This window comes from Streptomyces sp. NPDC101166 (genome assembly GCF_044768125.1).
GTDB lineage: Bacteria > Actinomycetota > Actinomycetes > Streptomycetales > Streptomycetaceae > Streptomyces.
The window spans coordinates 343,364-357,416 of record NZ_JBIWPF010000006.1 but is presented as its reverse complement, the minus strand read 5'-3'; the positions used below and the strand labels follow the sequence as shown (position 1 = coordinate 357,416).

12 protein-coding genes and 1 pseudogene are annotated in these 14,053 nt (G+C 73.9%); 9 read left to right on the top strand and 4 right to left on the bottom strand.

The features are described 5' to 3' along the window. Positions 1 to 12 precede the first annotated feature (12 nt). From rimO to ACIRS4_RS14290, 5 genes are all read left to right on the top strand, one after another. Entirely contained in the window at positions 13 to 1,482 is a 1,470-nt protein-coding gene (rimO, locus tag ACIRS4_RS14310) for a 30S ribosomal protein S12 methylthiotransferase RimO (protein WP_404194709.1), read from the top strand. Next, complete coding sequence (gene pgsA / locus ACIRS4_RS14305) at positions 1,479 to 2,267, top strand: CDP-diacylglycerol--glycerol-3-phosphate 3-phosphatidyltransferase (RefSeq protein ID WP_404194706.1); 789 nt, start codon at positions 1,479 to 1,481, stop codon at positions 2,265 to 2,267. The genes rimO and pgsA overlap by 4 nt, the downstream gene beginning before the upstream one ends. Then, a complete protein-coding gene (locus ACIRS4_RS14300; protein WP_404194703.1) occupies positions 2,264 to 2,809 on the top strand; it encodes a CinA family protein in 546 nt (181 codons plus the stop codon). Before pgsA ends, ACIRS4_RS14300 begins: the two co-directional genes overlap by 4 nt. Before the next feature lie 109 nt (positions 2,810 to 2,918). Next, positions 2,919 to 3,299, top strand: a complete 381-nt coding sequence (locus tag ACIRS4_RS14295; RefSeq protein WP_003993396.1) for a helix-turn-helix domain-containing protein — start codon at positions 2,919 to 2,921, stop codon at positions 3,297 to 3,299. Between the two features lie 301 nt (positions 3,300 to 3,600). After that, positions 3,601 to 3,819 carry a hypothetical protein gene (locus ACIRS4_RS14290; RefSeq protein ID WP_404194700.1) on the top strand — a complete coding sequence of 73 codons (219 nt, stop codon included), beginning with the start codon at positions 3,601 to 3,603 and terminating at the stop codon, positions 3,817 to 3,819. A 72-nt stretch (positions 3,820 to 3,891) separates the two neighbouring features. Here ACIRS4_RS14290 and ACIRS4_RS14285 read toward each other — a convergent pair whose 3' ends face one another. The 3 genes from ACIRS4_RS14285 to ACIRS4_RS14275 all read right to left on the bottom strand — a co-directional run bounded on the left by ACIRS4_RS14285 (position 3,892) and on the right by ACIRS4_RS14275 (position 10,607). Beyond that, entirely contained in the window at positions 3,892 to 4,656 is a 765-nt protein-coding gene (locus ACIRS4_RS14285; protein ID WP_404194698.1) for an SDR family NAD(P)-dependent oxidoreductase, read from the bottom strand. 32 nt (positions 4,657 to 4,688) lie between these two features. After that, entirely contained in the window at positions 4,689 to 5,531 is an 843-nt protein-coding gene (locus tag ACIRS4_RS14280) for an Fpg/Nei family DNA glycosylase (protein ID WP_404194695.1), read from the bottom strand. Positions 5,532 to 5,642: 111 nt separating this feature from the next. Then, a complete protein-coding gene (locus ACIRS4_RS14275; RefSeq protein WP_404194692.1) occupies positions 5,643 to 10,607 on the bottom strand; it encodes an ATP-dependent helicase in 4,965 nt (1,654 codons plus the stop codon). A 99-nt stretch (positions 10,608 to 10,706) separates the two neighbouring features. On the opposite strand from ACIRS4_RS14275, the pseudogene ACIRS4_RS14270 reads away from it, so the two are divergent. The 3 genes and pseudogenes from ACIRS4_RS14270 to ACIRS4_RS14260 all read left to right on the top strand — a co-directional run. Beyond that, positions 10,707 to 11,771 (top strand): annotated as a pseudogene (locus tag ACIRS4_RS14270) (AraC family transcriptional regulator); the annotation flags it as partial. Beyond that, entirely contained in the window at positions 11,654 to 12,424 is a 771-nt protein-coding gene (locus ACIRS4_RS14265) for an AzlC family ABC transporter permease (protein WP_404194690.1), read from the top strand. The pseudogene ACIRS4_RS14270 and the gene ACIRS4_RS14265, both read left to right, overlap by 118 nt. Continuing rightward, complete coding sequence (locus tag ACIRS4_RS14260) at positions 12,421 to 12,729, top strand: AzlD domain-containing protein (RefSeq protein WP_404194688.1); 309 nt, start codon at positions 12,421 to 12,423, stop codon at positions 12,727 to 12,729. Before ACIRS4_RS14265 ends, ACIRS4_RS14260 begins: the two co-directional genes overlap by 4 nt. A gap of 35 nt (positions 12,730 to 12,764) precedes the next feature. Here the strand turns inward: ACIRS4_RS14260 and ACIRS4_RS14255 are convergent, their stop codons facing one another. Then, on the bottom strand, positions 12,765 to 13,709 hold the full coding sequence (locus ACIRS4_RS14255; protein WP_404194686.1) for a hypothetical protein: 945 nt from the start codon (positions 13,707 to 13,709) through the stop codon (positions 12,765 to 12,767). A gap of 79 nt (positions 13,710 to 13,788) precedes the next feature. Between ACIRS4_RS14255 and ACIRS4_RS14250 the strand changes: the two genes are divergently transcribed. Further along, the gene (locus ACIRS4_RS14250) at positions 13,789 to 13,983 is read left to right on the top strand and encodes a DUF3046 domain-containing protein (RefSeq protein ID WP_404194751.1); all 195 of its coding nucleotides are present in this window, start codon (positions 13,789 to 13,791) and stop codon (positions 13,981 to 13,983) included. The last annotated feature ends 70 nt before the right edge of the window (positions 13,984 to 14,053 follow it).

Genomic DNA, 14,053 nt, shown 5'->3' with positions numbered 1-14,053 from the left:
AGTCTTGAGCCCATGCCTGAACGCCGTACCGTCGCACTCGTCACCCTTGGCTGCGCCCGTAACGAGGTGGACTCGGAGGAGCTCGCAGGCCGTTTGGAGGCGGACGGCTGGCAACTCGTGGAGGACGCCGAGGACGCGGACGTCGCCGTCGTCAACACCTGCGGCTTCGTCGACGCCGCCAAGAAGGACTCCGTGGACGCCCTGCTGGAGGCCAACGACCTCAAGGGGCACGGCAGAACGCAGGCCGTCGTGGCCGTGGGCTGCATGGCCGAGCGGTACGGCAAGGACCTCGCCGAGGCCCTGCCCGAGGCCGACGGCGTGCTCGGATTCGACGACTACGCCGACATCTCCGACCGCCTCCAGACCATCCTGAGCGGCGGCGTCCACGCCGCCCACACCCCGCGCGACCGGCGCAAGCTGCTGCCGATCAGCCCTGCCGAGCGGCAGTCCGCCCCGGACGTCGCCCTGCCCGGGCACGGCGCCCCGGCCGACCTGCCCGAGGGCGTCGCCCCGGTCTCCGGGCCGCGCGCGCCCCTGCGCCGCCGTCTCGACGGCACTCCGGTCGCCTCGGTCAAGCTCGCCTCCGGCTGCGACCGGCGCTGCACCTTCTGCGCCATCCCGTCCTTCCGCGGCTCCTTCATCTCGCGCCGCCCGAGCGACGTGCTGAACGAGACGCGCTGGCTGGCCGAGCAGGGCGTCAAGGAGATCATGCTGGTCTCCGAGAACAACACCTCCTACGGCAAGGACCTCGGCGACATCCGCCTGCTGGAGTCCCTGCTGCCCGACCTCGCCGACGTCGACGGCATCGAGCGGGTGCGGGTCAGCTACCTCCAGCCCGCCGAGATGCGGCCCGGCCTCATCGACGTGCTGACCTCCACCCCGAAGGTCGCCCCGTACTTCGACCTGTCCTTCCAGCACTCCGCGCCCGGCGTGCTGCGCGCGATGCGCCGCTTCGGCGACACCGACCGCTTCCTGGAACTGCTCGACACCATCCGCGCCAAGGCGCCCCAGGCCGGTGTGCGCTCCAACTTCATCGTCGGCTTCCCCGGCGAGTCCGAGGCCGACCTCGCGGAGCTGGAGCGGTTCCTGAACCACGCGCGGCTGGACGCCATCGGCGTCTTCGGCTACTCCGACGAGGAAGGTACCGAGGCCGCCACCTACGAGAACAAGCTCGACGAGGACGTCGTCGCCGAGCGGCTCGCCCGGGTCTCCCGGCTCGCCGAGGAACTCGTCTCGCAGCGGGCCGAGGAGCGGGTCGGGGAGACCGTGCGCGTGCTCGTGGAGTCGCTGGACGACGAGGGCGTCCACGGCCGGGGCGAGCACCAGGCGCCGGAGACCGACGGCCAGGTGCTGCTCACATCGGGCGAGGGACTGGCCGTCGGCCGTATGGTCGAGGCGAAGGTGGTCGGCACGGAAGGCGTCGACCTGGTGGCCGAGCCCCTCACGGGCTCGATCGGGTGTAGTGAGGAGGCAGCCAGATGACGGGTGTCCCGGCGTCGGCGGCAGGAGGCTCCTCGCAGGCGAAGGGGCCGGCCGCGAGGCCCGCCCCCGCGCCCGTCGCCATGGGCGCGGAGGGTCCGGCCGCGGAGATCGGGGCCGACGTGACCGGCGCCGCCCCCGACGAGCAGGGCACCCTGCGGCCCGCGCGCGGCGCCAAACTGGCCGCCGCGGCCGTCAACCAGGCGAGCGTGTGGAACATCGCCAACATGCTGACGATGCTCCGGCTGCTCCTGGTGCCCGGCTTCGTCGCCCTGATGCTCGCCGACGGCGGCTACGACCCGGCCTGGCGCTCGCTCGCCTGGGCCGCCTTCGCCATCGCCATGATCACCGACCTGTTCGACGGGCACCTGGCGCGGACCTACAACCTCGTCACCGACTTCGGGAAGATCGCCGACCCCATCGCCGACAAGGCCATCATGGGGGCGGCCCTGATCTGCCTGTCCGCCCTCGGTGACCTGCCGTGGTGGGTGACGGGCGTGATCCTCGGCCGGGAGCTCGGCATCACCCTGATGCGGTTCCTCGTCATCCGGTACGGCGTCATCCCCGCCAGCCGCGGCGGCAAGCTCAAGACGCTCACCCAGGGCGTGGCCGTCGGGATGTACGTACTGGCGCTGACGGGATGGCTGGCCACCCTCAGATTCTGGGTGATGGGCGCCGCGGTCGTGCTGACGGTGGTGACCGGACTGGACTACGTGCGGCAGGCCGTCGTGCTGCGCCGGCAGGGCCTCGCCGAACGCAAGGCGGCACTGGAGGAGACGCAGCGTTGAGTTCCCCGGCCGCCGATGTGCTGCGACTACTCACCGTGAGGGGTGAGACGCTGGCCGTGGCCGAATCGCTCACGGGTGGACTGGTCGCGGCGGAGATCACCGCGGTCCCCGGCGCCTCCCGGGCCTTCCGCGGATCGGTCACCGCCTACGCGACCGGTCTCAAGCAGGAACTGCTCGGCGTCGACGCCGGCCTGCTGGCCGCCCGCGGAGCCGTGGACCCGCAGGTCGCGGCCCAGATGGCGGCCGGCGTGCGCAAGGCCCTGGGCGCCGACTGGGGCATCGCCACCACTGGCGTGGCCGGCCCCGATCCGCAGGACGGCCAACCCGTCGGCACGGTCTTCGTGGCGGTGGACGGGCCGTTCGGGGCGGGGCCTGGTTCTGCCTCTGGCGGAAAAGTGGAGGCGCTGCGGTTGAACGGCAGCCGTGCGGAAATTCGTAGAGAGAGTGTACGGAGCGTACTCACCGTGCTTCTGAGGGCGCTTGCGGACGAACATTCCGGGAATGAGCGGGCACAGGATACGGAACAGAACGGGGGGTTTTGATGTTTGCAGCCCTGAGTGAACACGACATCGCTCCCCGCACGGCCGCAGCGCGAGGCGGTACGGTGGGGCGTGAAGGATGCGGCTACGCGGTCCGAGGAGGGAGCCACCGATGATTCTGCTCCGTCGCCTGCTGGGTGACGTGCTGCGTCGGCAGCGCCAGCGCCAGGGCCGTACTCTGCGCGAAGTCTCCTCGTCCGCCCGAGTCTCACTCGGCTATCTCTCCGAGGTGGAGCGGGGGCAGAAGGAGGCTTCCTCCGAGCTGCTCTCCGCCATCTGCGACGCGTTGGACGTACGGATGTCCGAGCTCATGCGGGAAGTGAGCGACGAGCTCGCCCTCGCCGAGCTGGCCCAGTCTGCCGCCGCCACCCCCAGCGAGCCCGTGCCCACGCCGGTTCGCCCGATGCTGGGTTCCGTGTCGGTGACCGGTGTGCCACCGGAGCGGGTGACCATCAAGGCGCCCGCCGAAGCTGTGGACGTGGTCGCCGCCTGACCTGCCCGTCCGGGCTGCGGGGCGCATGACGAGCACGGCACAGGACGACGACATTGTGGAGGCCCCGGCCGGGGTGCTCCGGGGCGACCCGGGGAGTGCGGTCGGGGTTTTTGCATGCCCTTTCTGCATGCCCGGGGGCGGCCGTCCGTTGGGTGGGCGGGGGGCGGGTCCGTTTGCCGGGGTCGGGCGCGGCGGTCATCGTGGAGGGGCTGGACGGGGGAGCGGCTGTGCGGGGCTGACCACCGGAGGTGCCGATGAGCGACGTCGTGAAGTGTTCCCGTCTCTGCCGGGCGGAGTCTGCGTGATAGCCCGGCGCGGGGCCGCTCTGGGACTGGGCGCGCTGTGGTGGTGGGCCGTGCTGCGGCTCGCGGTCAGCCCGGACGCGGGAGTGGTGGAAGGCGCCGTCGTCGCCGGCGGGTGGGGGCTGAGCCTGCTGCCGGTGCACTGCGCGGCCAGGGGGCGGGCGGCGGGCGCGGTGGCTGTGGGGCGGTGGAAGGCCGCTTGGCGGGGGGTGCGGTGAGGTGGCTGTGAGGAGGGGAGACGGGTCGCGGAGTTTCGCTCGCGCCCCGGCTTCGTGCGTCCTTCCCGGGAGCTACCAGGGCATCGCGACCCCGCCGTTCGGGCGGAGGATCTGGCCCGTGGTGAAGGACGACGCGTCCGAGGCCAGGTGCAGTACGGCGTGAGCGATCTCGTCCGGTTCACCGACCCGGCCCAGCGGTGACATGCGCGACATGAGCGCCTCCGTGCGCTCCTGTGCGCCGGGGTCGTGGCGGTCGGTCATGGGTGTGCGGATCCACCCCGGGGCGACGGCGTTGACGCGGATGCCGTGCCGGCCGACCTCGGTCGCCAGGGTCTTGGTGAGCTGGACCACGGCGGCCTTGGCGACCCCGTAGCACAGGAGCCCGGGGCCGCCGGTGTCCACGGCGCCCGAGGCCATGGTGACGATGCTGCCCCTCGTACCGTTCGAGATCATCAGACGGGCGGCTTCCTGGCAGGCGTACAGCACGCCCTTGAAGTTGACGTCGAGCACCCGGTCGAGGTCCTCCTCGCGGGTGTCCAGGACGGGACTGCTGTGCATGATCCCGGCGACGGCGGCCATGACGTCCAGGCGCCCGCAGGACTCGACCGCCTGCCGGACCTGGGCGTGCTCGGTGACGTCGAGAAGGTGGGTGCGGGCGATGCCGCCCCGGTCCTTGATGAGGGCCGCCGTCTCGTGCAGGCCCGTGGCGTCGCGGTCAGCGCCGTGGACGAGCGCGCCGGCCTCGGCGAGCAGCACGGCGCAGGCCCGGCCGATGCCGCCGGCGGCGCCGGTGACGAATGCGGTGCGTCCGGTGAGGTCGTACGCCTTCACGGCCATGAAGGGACCGTACGAGAGTTTCTGACGGGTCGTCAATTACCGGTGCGGGGGCGGATACGGCGGGCGGCCGGTGACCCCGGGGCGGGGGCCGGGCCGGGCTGGCAGGACGGGCACCAGTACGTCGGACGCTCACGGGAGCCGTCGCCCTGGTCGGCGAGGCGGACCGGGGTTCCGCAGCGCAGGCAGGGGCGGTGCGCGCGGCCGTAGACGAAGAGGTCCTGGCCGCGCCGGCCCGTCGTGGCGCGGACGGGGCGGTCACGGTTGACCTCCAGGAGCCGCTTGGCCAGGGCGGGCAGCTTCGCGGCGCGGTCGGCGGGGAGCGCGCCTGCGGGGAGCCAGGGGCTGACGCCGAGGAGAAAGCAGAGCTCGCACTTGTAGACATTGCCGATGCCGGCGAGGTTGCGCTGGTCGAGGAGGGCCTCGCCGAGGGGGCGGGCGGGGTCGGCGAGAAGATTGGCGAGCGCCCGCTCGGGGTCCCAGTCGGGACCCAGCAGGTCCGGGCCGAGGTGTCCCACGGCTCGCTCCTCGTCGGCCGTGCGCAGCAGTTCGAGGACCGGGAGGCGGTAGCCGACGGCCGTGCGGTCCTCGGTGCCGAGGATCGCCCGGATCTGGTGTCCCGGGCCGCCGGTCCAGCGCTGGTCGTTCGTGTACACCCTCCAGGAGCCGTCCATCCGCAGGTGCGAGTGGAGCGTCAGGCCGCCCTCGACGCGGGTGAGGAGGTGCTTGCCGCGCGCGGTGACGTCCAGGACGGCGCGTCCGGTGAGGTCGGCGGTGGCGTGCTTGGGCACCCGCAGGTCGGAGCGGGTCAGCGTCTTGCCGGCGAGGGCCCCGTGCAGTCGCCGCGCGGCCTGCCAGACCGTGTCACCTTCGGGCATGGGTCAAGGGTGGCACGGGGAGCGGAGTCGCTGCGGTGGAGCGGCCGGTGGCCGGCGTGGAGCGATCGACGGCGTCGTCCGCGGCCGTGGTGATGCCGGAGGGGCTGGTCGTCATGCTCGCAGCCGCAGTCCCCGGGGGGTCGCGATGAAGCCCGCTTGCTCCAGGAGGGCGCCGAGGGGCGAGGTCAGGGCCGAGGCGCCGTTGACGCGCTCCACCGTGACCGTGCCGAGGGAGCCCGCGCGGGCGGCATCGGCCAGGGCCTGGGCCGCCGCCTGCAGACGGGGGTCGTCGGCCGGGGAGTCCTGACCTTCCGCGGTGGTCGGCCAGGCCAGCAGGGTCTTGCCGCCGCGCTCCATGTAGAGGGTCAGCTCGCCCTCGACGAGCACCACCAGCGAGCCCGCCTTGCGGCCCGGTTTGTGCCCGGCGCCGGTCGGCGGCTCGGGCCAGGGCAGGGCGGCGCCGTACGCGTTCGCGGGGTCGGCCGCCGCGAGGACCACCGCACGGGAAGCGAGCGAGGGCGTACGCCGACCGCGGGCGGCGAAGCCGGAGGCCCGCGGGGCGGAGTGACGGGAGCCGGATGTGTAGGGCGCGCCGTGAGGGGGGCCTGAGCCGCCCCTGGGGCCGCCCGCGCCGGGAGAGTCGAAGTCGTGCGGCGAGATGAGGTCGTCCGGTGAGGTGGACGTGACCCGGGGCCCGGAGGTCTCCTCGGGGCCGGCGAGCTCCCAGCCGGGATCGTCGGACGGGGAGGCGTCGGGGAAGGCGAAGCCGTCCGTCGTTCCGGCGAAGCCGCCGGGAGTGCCGCTCCCGAGCGTGGGGCCGGGCAGGGTCTCGCCACGATCGCGGGCGTTGGCCACCGCGCGGACACGGTCCACGGCGCCGTCCATGGCGAACTGCGCGGCACCGAGACCTTCCACGACGTATCCACGCCGGGCCTGGCCGCTGTCCTCGAAGACGGACAGGACCCGGTACGTCGCCGAGAAGCCGCCCTCGACCCCCTCGGCGGCGACCGCGCCCCGGGTGACCACGCCGTGCCGGTCGAGGAGCGTGCGGGCGAGGGCGTGGGCGCGGACGGTGGGGTCCTCCTCCTGAGCGGGGAGGAGCGACCAACGGCCTCCGACGGTCGGGGGGCCGCTGCGGGAAGCGGCACGCGCGGCGGCCGTCAGCGAGCCGTAACGACCGCGGGGGACGGCGCGTTTGGCGCGGTGCGCCGTGGAGCCGGCGGTGCGGCCCGAGCCCAGGAGGGCGCGCATCGGCGCCAGGGTGTCGTTGGTGAGCCGGCCGGACCAGGCGAGATCCCAGAGGACGTCGGCGAGTTGGGGGTCACCGGCCTCGGGGTGGCCGCTCGCGCGGACCTGGTCGGCGATCTGACGGAAGAACAGGCCGTAGCCGCCCGAGAGGGCGTCGAGGACGCCGCGGTGCAGCTCCGTCAGCTCCAGCGGGTGGGGCGGGGGCAGGAGCAGCGGGGCCGCGTCCGTCAGATACAGCGAGACCCAGCCGTCCTTGCCGGGAAGGGACCCGGCTCCTGCCCACACCACCTCGCCGGAGGCGGTGAGTTCGTCGAGCATGGCCGGGGTGTAGTCCGTCACCCGGGACGGCAGCACCAGCTTCTCCAGGGCGGACGCGGGCACCGACGCGCCCTGGAGCTGTTCGACCGCGCGGACCAGGCCGTCGACGCCGCGCAGCGCGTGGCCCTTGCCGATGTGCTGCCACTGGGGCAGGAACTGGGCGAAGGCCGGGGGCGGGACCGGCTCCAGCTCGTGGCGCAGGGCGGCCAGGGAGCGCCTGCGCAGCCTGCGCAGCACGGTCGCGTCGCACCACTCCTGGCCGATGCCCGCAGGATGGAACTCGCCCTGGACGACGCGTCCGCCCGCCGCGAGCCGCTGGAGCGCGCCGTCGGTGACCGCCACGCCCAGCCCGAAGCGGGCGGCGGCCGTGGCCGAGGTGAACGGCCCGTGGGTGCGGGCGTAGCGGGCGAGGAGGTCGCCGAGGGGGTCCTTCACCGGTTCGGTGAAGGCTTCCGGGACGCCGACCGGCAGGGCCGTGCCCAGCGCGTCGCGCAGCCGGCCCGCGTCCTCGACGGTCGCCCAGTGGTCGGTGCCGGCGACGCGGACCCTGATCGCCCGGCGGGCGGACGCCAGCTCCTCGGCCCAGGCGGGTTCGGCGCCGCGCTCGGCCAGTTCGGCCCCGGTGAGCGGGCCGAGCAGGCGCAGGATGTCGGCGACGCCCTCGGCGTCCTTCACACGGCGGTCCTCGGTGAGCCACTGCAGCTCCCGCTCCAGCTCGGTGAGGACCTCCGCGTCGAGCAGTTCGCGCAGCTCCGCCTGGCCGAGCAGCTCGGCCAGCAGACGGGAGTCCAGGGAGAGCGCCGCGGCGCGGCGCTCGGCGAGCGGGGAGTCGCCCTCGTAGAGGAACTGGGCGACGTAGCCGAAGAGCAGGGAGCGGGCGAAGGGGGACGGCTCGGGGGTGGTGACCTCGACCAGGCGCACCCTGCGCGACTCCAGGTCGCCCATCAGCTCCACGAGCCCGGGGACGTCGAAGACGTCCTGGAGGCACTCGCGGACCGCCTCCAGGACGATCGGGAACGAGCCGAACTCGCTCGCCACCTGCAGCAGTTGAGCGGCGCGCTGACGCTGCTGCCACAGCGGTGTGCGCTTGCCGGGGTTGCGGCGCGGCAGCAGCAGCGCGCGGGCGGCGCACTCACGGAACCGGGCCGCGAACAGCGCCGAGCCGCCGACCTGGTCGGTGACGATCTGGTCGACCTCGCCCTTGTCGAAGACGACGTCCGCCGCGCCGACGGGCGCCTGCTCGGCGTCGTACTCCGAGCCGGCCCTCGAGGGCTCCTGGTCGAGCAGGTCCAGGCCCATCAGGTCGGCGTCCGGCAGGCGCAGCACGATGCCGTCGTCGGCGTGCATCACCTGGGCGTCCATGCCGTACCGCTCGGACAGTTTGGCGCCGAGAGCGAGCGCCCAGGGGGCGTGCACCTGGGCGCCGAAGGGCGAGTGCACGACGACGCGCCAGTCGCCGAGTTCGTCGCGGAAGCGTTCGACGACGATGGTCCGGTCGTCCGGCACATGGCCGCAGGCCTGGCGTTGCTCGTCCAGGTAGGAGAGCACGTTGTCGGCCGCCCAGGCGTCCAGGCCCGCGGTGAGCAGACGGAGCCGGGCGTCCTCCTCGGGGAGGGAGCCGACCTCGCGCAGGAACGCGCCCACCGCGCGGCCCAGTTCGAGCGGCCGGCCCAGCTGGTCGCCCTTCCAGAACGGGAGCCGGCCCGGGACTCCGGGCGCGGGAGAGACCAGGACGCGGTCGCGGGTGATGTCCTCGATGCGCCAGGAGCTCGTGCCGAGCGTGAAGACGTCGCCCACCCGGGACTCGTAGACCATCTCCTCGTCGAGCTCCCCGACGCGGCCGCCGCCCTTCTTCGGGTCGGCCCCGGCCAGGAAGACGCCGAACAGGCCCCGGTCGGGGATCGTGCCCCCGGAGGTGACGGCCAGGCGCTGGGCGCCGGGGCGTCCGGTGATCGTGCCGGCGACCCGGTCCCACACCACGCGCGGGCGCAGCTCGGCGAACGCGTCGGACGGGTAGCGGCCGGCCAGCATGTCCAGGACCGCCGTGAAGGCGGACTCCGGGAGGGAGGCGAAGGGCGCGGCCCGGCGGACCAGGGTGAGGAGGTCGTCGAGCTGCCAGGTGTCCATGGACGTCATCGCGACGAGCTGCTGGGCGAGCACGTCCAGAGGGTTCGCCGGCACCTTGAGGGACTCGATGCCGCCCGTGCGCATCCGCTCGGTGACGACCGCGGCCTGGACCAGGTCGCCGCGGTACTTGGGGAAGACCACGCCGGTCGACACGGCCCCGACCTGGTGGCCCGCGCGGCCCACGCGCTGCAGCCCGGACGCCACCGAGGGCGGGGACTCCACCTGGACGACCAGGTCGACGGCGCCCATGTCGATGCCCAGTTCCAGGCTGGAGGTGGCGACCACGGCGGGCAGGCGGCCGGCCTTCAGGTCCTCCTCGACGAGCGCGCGCTGTTCCTTGGACACCGAGCCGTGGTGGGCGCGCGCGAGGACGGGCGGCGCGCCCTGCGCCGCACCCGAGCCGCCCATCAGCTCGGCCGGCGCGTGGTGCTCGTCGAGCGGTTCGCCGGTGGCCCGTTCGTAGGCGATCTCGTTGAGGCGGTTGCACAGGCGCTCGGCGAGCCGGCGGGAGTTCGCGAACACGATCGTGGAGCGGTGGGCCTGGACGAGGTCGGCGATGCGCTCCTCGACGTGCGGCCAGATCGACGGGCGTTCCGCGCCCTCGGAACCGTCGGCGACCGGGGAGCCGCCCAGCTCGCCCAGGTCCTCGACCGGGACCACCACGGACAGGTCGAACTCCTTGCCCGACTCGGGCTGGACGATCTCCACCTTGCGGCGCGGTGACAGATAGCGGGCCACCTCGTCGACCGGGCGGACCGTCGCCGAGAGGCCGATCCGGCGGGCCGGCGCCGGCAGGAGCTCGTCGAGGCGTTCCAGGGAGAGGGCGAGGTGGGCGCCGCGCTTGGTGCCGGCCACGGCGTGGACCTCGTCCAGGATGATCGTCTCCACGCCGGTCAGCGCGTCGCGCGTGGCCGACGTCAGCATCAGGAACAACGACTCCGGAGTGGTGATCAGGATGTCCGGCGGGCGGGTGGACAGCGCGCGGCGCTCGGCGGCGGGCGTGTCCCCGGAGCGGATGCCGACCTTGATCTCCGGTTCGGGCAGGCCCAGCCGCACGGATTCCTGGCGGATGCCGGTCAGCGGGCTGCGCAGATTGCGTTCGACGTCGACCGCGAGGGCCTTGAGCGGTGACACGTACAGGACGCGGCAGCGCTTCCTCGGGTCGGCCGGCGGGGGCGTCGAGGCCAGCTGGTCCAGGGCCGCGAGAAACGCGGCCAGGGTCTTGCCGGACCCGGTCGGAGCCACCACCAGCACGTCCGAGCCCTCGCCGATGGCCTGCCACGCGCCCGCCTGTGCCGCGGTGGGCGCGGAGAAGGCGCCCGTGAACCAGCCGCGGGTCGCGGGGGAGAAGCCGTCCATGGCTCGGTGTGCGTCGCTGACCATGCGTCCATCCTGCACCCGAGCACTGACAACGGTGCTGACCTGCGGCCCGTCCCGCCGTCCGATCGCGTCGGGCGGAGGGCGGTCGCGCAGAATGGGGGTATGGCGGGTTCCGGAGAGGTGGCGAGGCACTGGCGGTACGCGGAGTTGCCGGAGGTGGACCTGCTCCGTGCCCGCTATGTCCGCAAGACGTTCGTCCGGCACACGCACGAGCACTTCGTCATCGCCGCCATCGCCGACGGGGTCGAGGTGTTCCACCATCGGGGGAGTGACCAGTACGCCGGAGCCGGCGCGCTCGCGCTGGTCAACCCGGACACCCCGCACACCGGGCGGGCCGGTGTGCCCGAGGGCTGGCGGTACGGGGCGGTGTATCCGGCACCCGAGGTGGTGGCCGCGATCGCGGCCGAGACGACGACGCTCAAGGGCGCGCCGGGGTTCGTGAGCCCGGTGCTCGACGACCCGTACGCCGCGGCGCTGGTGCACCGGGTGCTGCGGGCCGCCGACGAGGGCGACGCACTGGCCGCCGACACGCTGCTGCGGGTGGCCGTGACCCGGCTGCTGCGGCTCAACGGCGGACCGGCGCCTCAGCGGGCGGTACGCACGGCCGGAGGTCGGATCGCCGCACGCGCGCGTGCCGTGCTGGAGGAGCGGATGACCGGTCCGCCCACTCTGGAGCACCTCGCGCAGGACCTCGGCACCAGCCCCTTCGCCCTGTTGAGGGCGTTCCGGGACGCCTACGGGATGCCCCCGCACACCTGGCTGACGGACGCCCGGGTCCGTCGGGCGAGGCGGCTGCTGGACACCGGCGTCCCGCCCGCCGAGGCGGCCGTAGCCGTCGGATTCACCGACCAGCCCCATCTCAACCGGCACTTCACACGGATCGTGGGCGTGCCCCCGGGCGCCTACCAGCGCGGGCGCGAGGATGCTCGGGAACCAAGGGACACACGCGAGCCCGAGGACGTACGCGAGCGCAAGAACGTACAAGACGTGCGGCGCCGGCTGCTCCTACCGTCCGACGGGTGGCAGAACAGACAGCTCGGACAGGACCAGTGGCACGAACAGCGCGCACGGACGAAGGACCCGGCGGGAGAGGCAGGCCGGACGCCGCCGTCGTACGGGACGCCCTCGGCGTCGGCGTCGCCGTCGGACTCTCCGGATTCGCCTTCGGGGTGACCTCGGCGGGCAGCGGGCTCACGGCATGGCAGACCTGTGCGCTCAGCCTGCTGGTGTTCACCGGCGCGTCCCAGTTCGCGCTCGTCGGTGCGCTGGCGGCCGGCGGCAACCCCCTCACGGCGGCCGCGGGCGCCTTCTTCCTCGGCGTGCGCAACGCCTTCTACGGCCTGCGGCTGTCGCAGGTGCTGGCCCTCCCGCGCGCGGTGCGCCCGTTCGCCGCGCAATGGGTGATCGACGAGACGGCCGCCGTCTCGCTGGCGCAGCGCGACCGGCGCGGGGCGCGCCTCGGGTTCGCCGTCACCGGGGTCAGCCTCTACGTGCTGTGGAACCTCACCACGCTGCTCGGAGCCCTGGGCGCCGAGGCCATCGGCGACACGGACGCGTGGGGGCTCGACGCGGCCGGGCCCGCCGTCTTCCTGGCGCTGCTCGCGCCCATGCTGAAGACCGCCACCGAGCGCTTCACCGCCGGGCTCGCGGTCCTGCTGGGGCTCGGTCTGCTGCCCCTCCTGCCCGCCGGAGTGCCCGTCCTGGTGGCCGCGCTCGCCGCGCCGGTCGCCCTGTGGGCCGAGGGCCGCCGCAGCGCGCGGAAGGGCCGTGACACGGCGGAGCGCGCCACCGCCGAGCGCGACGCCGAGGAGGAACGGTGAACGTCTGGATCGCCATCGGGGTGACCGCCGTCGCCTGTTACGCCGTCAAGCTCACCGGGCTGCTCGTCCCGGCGGGCGCCCTGGAACGGCCCCTGGTCCGGCGGCTCGCCGCCCTGCTCCCGGTCGCCCTCCTCGCCGCCCTGACAGCCCAGCAGACCTTCGCCGACGGGCACGCGCTCGTGCTCGACGCGAGGGCGGCGGGGCTCGGCGCGGCCGCCGTGGCGCTCGTCCTGCGCGCACCGTTCTTGCTGGTCGTCGCGGTGGCGGTGGCGGTGACGGCGGGGGTGCGGGCGCTGGGCGGCTGACGGTCGCCGCAGGAGGTCAGCCGATCGTCCGGTTGTCAGCCGATCGCCCTGCCGTGCGCCCGCAGCGTGTGCAGGGCCTCGATCGTCACCATGGGGCGGGCCTCCAGGGCGATCCCCGGCGCCCAAGCACGCCAGCGGATCGGCCAGCCGCCGTCCTCCCGTTGGTCGCCGGCGAGGAAGTCCAGGGAGCGGGCCATCTCGTCGTCCGTGAACCACGCGCGCGCGAGAGACCCCGGCGTACGGGCGTAGTCGTGCGGGAAGTGGTGCTCACCGGCGGCGTAGCCGGGCGCGACGGGGTAGGCGTCCGTGCGGTCCGGGTCCAGCACGGCGAGCCGGCGTTCGCGGACCAGGCGGCCCAGCCGGTCGGCGGCCGCCTCCGCGCGCGGGCGGTCGGGGGCGGAGTCCAGGAAGGCCACGGCCGCCTCGATCTCGTAGGGGTGGGACGTCTCCAGGGAGTCCACCGCGTGCCAGCAGAAGTCCGTGGCTCTGAAGAGCCACGCGTGCCACACCTCGTTGCGGTGCAGCAGGCCCACCACCGGGCCGGTGGCCAGGAGATCGCTGGGCGGGTCGTCCACGATCGGGACGAACGGGGCGGCGGGGTATCCGCGCTGGCTGGGGTGGACCGCGGGCAGGGCCCCGTCGGGGGTCGACACGGCGGTGAGGTAGCGGCACACGGGCTCCACACGCCGGCCGTCGCAGCGCCCGAGGCGGTCCAGGACGCGCAGCGCCCGCGCGGTGTGCAGGGGCTGGCTCACGGGGCCGCGCAGATCGGGTTCGAGCGCGTGGCCGTACCCGCCGTCCTCGTTGCGGTACGCGTCGAGCGCGGTCTCGACGGGATCGGCGCCGCCGTGCAGGAAGTGGTAGGCGAAGAGGCGCTGCTCGAGCACGCGCGCGGTGAGCCAGACGAAGTGCTCGGCGCGTGAGAGCGGGGAGCGCGCCGGGGTCGTCGGGGGGAGTGGGGATGCTCCGGAGTCGGCCATGGATCAGACCGTAGGCCGCGAAGCGGTCCCGGCAGGCGGTCCCGGCCAGGGCCACCCCCGCGCGCGGGATACTGACGTCATGCGGTTGACGGTCTTCTGGCAGCGGATGGACGAGCACTTCGGCACGGGGTACGCCGACACCTTCGCGCGCGATCACGTGATGACGGACCTCGGCGGGCGCACCGTGCACGAGGCGCTGGCGGCCGGCTGGGACGCCAAGGACGTGTGGCGCGTGGTGTGCGCGGTGATGAACGTGCCGCAGGAGAAGCGCTGACGCCTGCCGGTCCGCGCGGTCGTGCCCGAATCGGAGTGAAGATCGCACCGGGGTCCCCGGTTGTCGGTGC